The organism is Actinomycetota bacterium (assembly GCA_035759705.1).
GTDB lineage: Bacteria > Actinomycetota > CADDZG01 > JAHWKV01 > JAHWKV01 > JAJCYE01.
In genome coordinates this window covers 1-3,944 of record DASTUJ010000057.1, presented here as the reverse complement: position 1 = coordinate 3,944, position 3,944 = coordinate 1, and the positions used below count along the sequence as shown (strand labels likewise).

The following is a 3,944-nucleotide window of genomic DNA, read 5'->3' as shown; positions in this document are numbered from 1 at the left end:
GCGGGACACCGTTCGTCACGCCATGAGGCACGGGGGAGAGATCACCGAGCTGCATTTCCGCCGGCGCAAGTACCGCCAGCGGCGGCTGATCCTCATCCTCGACATCTCGGGGTCTATGAGCACCTACTCCCGGGCACTGTTGCAGTTCGCATACTCGGCCACCCGGGTTCCGGGCAAGATCGAGGTCTTCTGCTTCGGCACCCGGCTGACCCGGATCACCGACACGCTGCAGAAGCGCAACCCCGACGAGGCGTTGACCGAAGCCACCAAGGCGGTCTTCGACTGGGAGGGCGGCACCAAGATCGGCGCATCTCTGGACCACTTCTACAAGCAGTGGGGCCGGCGGGGTATGTGCCGCGGCTCGATTCTGATCATCGCCTCCGATGGCCTGGAGCGGGGAGACCCGACAGTCCTGGACCAGGCGATGACCCGGCTCGACCGGCTGTGCCACGCAATCATCTGGATGAACCCGTTGAAGGGCGACGACCCCAACTACGAGCCCCGGTCGGTAGGCATGTCATGTGCCATGCCGTTCGTGGACATCCTGCTGAGCGGCCACGATCTGGACAGCCTCAAGGAACTGGCAGAGGTTCTACCCACTCTGAACTAAGCGGCAAGAGGAGGCGGAGTATGAGGTGGAGCGTAGGACTGCGCTGCGCAGGCGACAAGGTAATGTCGGCGGACGAGATCGTCGAGCTAGCCGATGCTGTGGCCACCATGAACGGCATGGCGACCGGAATCGGCCAGGAGTCGTACGGCGCCACGATCATTGTGGAGGCCGAGAACCGGGACGAGGCGGAAGCGGTTGCGCGGGTGCAGTTCCTCGGAGCTGCCCAGACCGCCGGCTTGCCGGCGTGGCCGATCTCCGAGGTCCAGACCCTCAGCGAAGAAGACGACATGGCCCCCGACCGATAGGGCCGAGGACATAAAAAAGGCGGACCCGAGAGGGTCCGCCTTCGTTTGAGAGTGGTTAGCCTCCAGCAACCTCTTCGCCGCGGGCCAGCTTGTTGGCGTAGGCCTGCATCGGGTCTTCGCCGACTTCCACGGGTGCGGTGGTCGAGTCGGTGCCCAGCTGTTCGTCCAGTTCCCGGCGCCGCTGAAGCAGCAGCTGGAAGTGCTTGTGGGAGCCCAAGCGCCCACCGACCTTGGCGCTGACCATGGATTCGTTCTTCCACGGGGAGGGCCAGCTGGCTAGAAGGTCGGCCGTGACCTCCTCCTTGATCTGGTCCATGCGAGCGTTGATGGCTTCAAGCTCCTCCTCCGGACTGGCGAAGCCCAGTTCCTCGGAAACTGTTTCAGACTTCTCCACCGTCTCGGACGGGGACATGAGCTCGGTGCCTTCAGACTCGGACATAAAACGACTCCTTCGTTTGCCAACAAGAAAAATTTTCTGGCGGTGACGCCTCACTTGAGTCTATTCCCGAAACCCGCATTAAGTACCCCTGCGAAGCCCGGCTGAGCGCTAGTAGAATCCCCAAAGGGCCTAAACTGGGCGATACGATTTTGCAGCGACTCGATGTTCTTGTGCTTTTTTGACGAGCTTGGCAATTGGAGGGAGTGACCAGTGAGCGATTCCTACACCGCGGTATTCGAACGAGAGGGTCAGGTTTGGACGGCGGAGATCGCAGAGCAGCCTGAGGTGACCGCCACTGCCGATTCACTTCCCAAGGCCCGCGACCTCGTGCGCCAGGCGCTGGGCGTCTGGCTGGACACCGACCCGTCGAACCTCAAGATCGCCGACAAGGTGGGTATGCCCAAGCGGTACACCGCCACGCGGGAAGCCGTTCGCGCCAGCCGCACCGACCAGGACCTGGCGAACATGGTCGACAAGATGACCGGCCCCATCAGCGCCAAGGACTGGGCTGAGGACCTCCGCCTGGCAGGCCGGCCGAGCTCCGCGATCGAGTTCCTGGACAACATGGACGACGACGTGGAGTTCACCATGGACCAGCTCTGCCACCGCATCAGCGTCGCCGAGGAAGTCGGCCGCTGGGGCGAGCTCGAGGGCACAGTTGAGGCGTCCGACGAGCTCCAGGACTCCTAACGCCGGTTGGACTTTTAGTAACTGGACAGTGATAGGCTGAGTGGCGGTTCTCCGTTACCCGACGGAGAGTTGCAGCACCCAACTTTTTGTATCGTCTTTAGCACCACAGAAGCGCCGAACCGGGCCGGGAAGCTCTGACGGGACAGAGATTCTCTAGGCAGGTGGCGTGTCCGGAGTTGAAGCACCGCTGTGCGGGCAACGTAAAGCCAATCCGCAAGCCCCTCCGGCAGCTCCGCAACACGGGGAGCTATATCTTCCAGATCGCCTCCGGGCGTCTGCAGCCCATACCCGCTTTCTTGTTGGCTTCACGCGGCCGCGCTGTAGAAGCACGTAGGCATTAAATCGTTCGGTCCGACGGACCGGAAAGGAAGGACAACCTTATGGCAGTAGACGAGATTGAGATTGGTGGCCTAGGCGCCAGTCGACGTCGAGTCGAAGACGGCCGTCTCCTTGTAGGTAAAGGAAACTTCGTCGACGACTTCAAGCTGACCGGAATGCTCCATGGTGAGCTTCTGCGCAGCCCGCTTGCCCACGCTCGTTTGGTCTCCATTGACTACTCGCGTGCGTGGATGGTCCCCGGCGTTCACCTGGTCATCACCGGTGACTTCGCCGCCCAGCACAACCTCGCCTGGATGCCGACGCTGTCTTACGACACGCAGGCAGTCCTGGTCACGGACAAGGTCCGTTTCCAGGGACAGGAAGTTGCATTCGTCGTTGCAGACGACCCTTACATCGCTAAGGACGCCTGCGAGCTGATCGACGTCGAGTACGAACCCCTTCCCGTAATCGTCAACCCGATGCAGGCGGTAGCTCCCGGCGCCCCCCTCATCCGTGACGACAAGGAAGGCCAGAAGGACAACGTCTGTTACACCTGGAACGTGGGCGACAAGGAGGGCACCGACCGTGCCTTCGCAAAGGCCGACAAGATCTCCAAGCTCGACCTGTTCTACCCCCGCTCCAACCCTTGCCCGATCGAGTGCTGTGGTTGCATCGGCGACTACAAGCCCGAGACCGAGAAGCTGACCGTCTACCTGACCACGCAGGCACCGCACATCATCCGTACCGCGGTCGCCATCGTTGCCGAGCTCCCCGAGCACAAGATCCGGGTTATCTCTCCGGACCTCGGCGGCGGATTCGGTAACAAGGTGCCGGTCTACCCCGGTTACGTCTGCGCCATTTTGGCGTCGGTCGTCATCGGTCGCCCGGTGAAGTGGATTGAGGACAACACCGGAAACCTGATCAGCACCGGTTTCGCCCGTGACATGTACCTTCACGGCGAGCTGGCACTGACCACCGAAGGCAAGATCATCGGCGCCCGCTACCACGCGGACACCGACAACGGTGGGTTCTTCTCAGACGCACAGCCGACCAAGTTCAAGATCGGCCTGTACCACTCCGTGACCGGTGCCTACGACATCCCCGTCGGTTACCTCACCGCACAGGGCCACTACACCAATAAGGCACCTGGAGGTGTGGCGTACCGGTGCTCCTTCCGGATCACCGAGGCACTGTTCTTCCAGGAGCGCCTGATCCAGAACGCTGCGTACGACATGGGCATGGACCCGACCGAGTTCCGTCGTTTGAACTTCGTCAAGCCGGACATGTTCCCGTACCGCACGTGCTTCGGTTTCCTGATGGACTCGGGTGACTACGAGGCAGCACTGGACATCGCAATGGAGCAGATTGGCTACCACGCCTTCATGAAGGAAAAGGCAGCCGGTCGTAACTCTGGTCGCCTCCTGGGCCTGGGTACCTCCACCTTCACCGAGCCCGTCGGCGCCGGCAACTCCCGTGAGTACGACATCATCGGCATCAAGATGTTCGACTCGGCGGAGCTGCGGGTCCACCCGACCGGCAAGGCAGTGCTCAAGATCGGCTCCAAGACCCAGGGTCAGGGTCA

The 3,944-nt window shown here is 61.9% G+C and carries 5 protein-coding genes; 4 read left to right on the top strand and 1 reads right to left on the bottom strand.

Annotated elements, in window-relative coordinates:
* Together VFV09_03820 and VFV09_03815 are read left to right on the top strand one after the other, a co-directional pair.
* On the top strand, positions 1–610 hold a 610-nt coding region (locus VFV09_03820), incomplete at its 5' end, for a VWA domain-containing protein (GenBank protein HEU4866837.1).
* A gap of 20 nt (positions 611–630) precedes the next feature.
* Entirely contained in the window at positions 631–915 is a 285-nt protein-coding gene (locus tag VFV09_03815; protein HEU4866836.1) for a hypothetical protein, read from the top strand.
* A 55-nt stretch (positions 916–970) separates the two neighbouring features.
* On the opposite strand, the gene VFV09_03810 is transcribed toward VFV09_03815, so the two are convergent.
* On the bottom strand, positions 971–1,354 hold the full coding sequence (locus tag VFV09_03810) for a hypothetical protein (GenBank protein ID HEU4866835.1): 384 nt from the start codon (positions 1,352–1,354) through the stop codon (positions 971–973).
* A 210-nt stretch (positions 1,355–1,564) separates the two neighbouring features.
* Here VFV09_03810 and VFV09_03805 point away from each other — a divergent pair, with 210 nt between their 5' ends.
* Positions 1,565–2,044 (top strand): hypothetical protein, encoded by a 480-nt coding sequence (locus tag VFV09_03805; GenBank protein ID HEU4866834.1) that lies wholly within the window; start codon positions 1,565–1,567, stop codon positions 2,042–2,044.
* A gap of 380 nt (positions 2,045–2,424) precedes the next feature.
* Positions 2,425–3,944: molybdopterin cofactor-binding domain-containing protein (locus VFV09_03800; GenBank protein ID HEU4866833.1), on the top strand; the 1,520-nt coding region annotated here is incomplete at its 3' end.

Bases quoted from the DNA above. Each gene is read 5' to 3' on its own strand.
- VFV09_03810 (HEU4866835.1), bottom strand. From the start codon at position 1,354: ATGTCCGAGTCTGAAGGCACCGAGCTCATGTCCCCGTCCGAGACGGTG.
- VFV09_03815 (HEU4866836.1), top strand. From the start codon at position 631: ATGAGGTGGAGCGTAGGACTGCGCTGCGCAGGCGACAAGGTAATGTCG.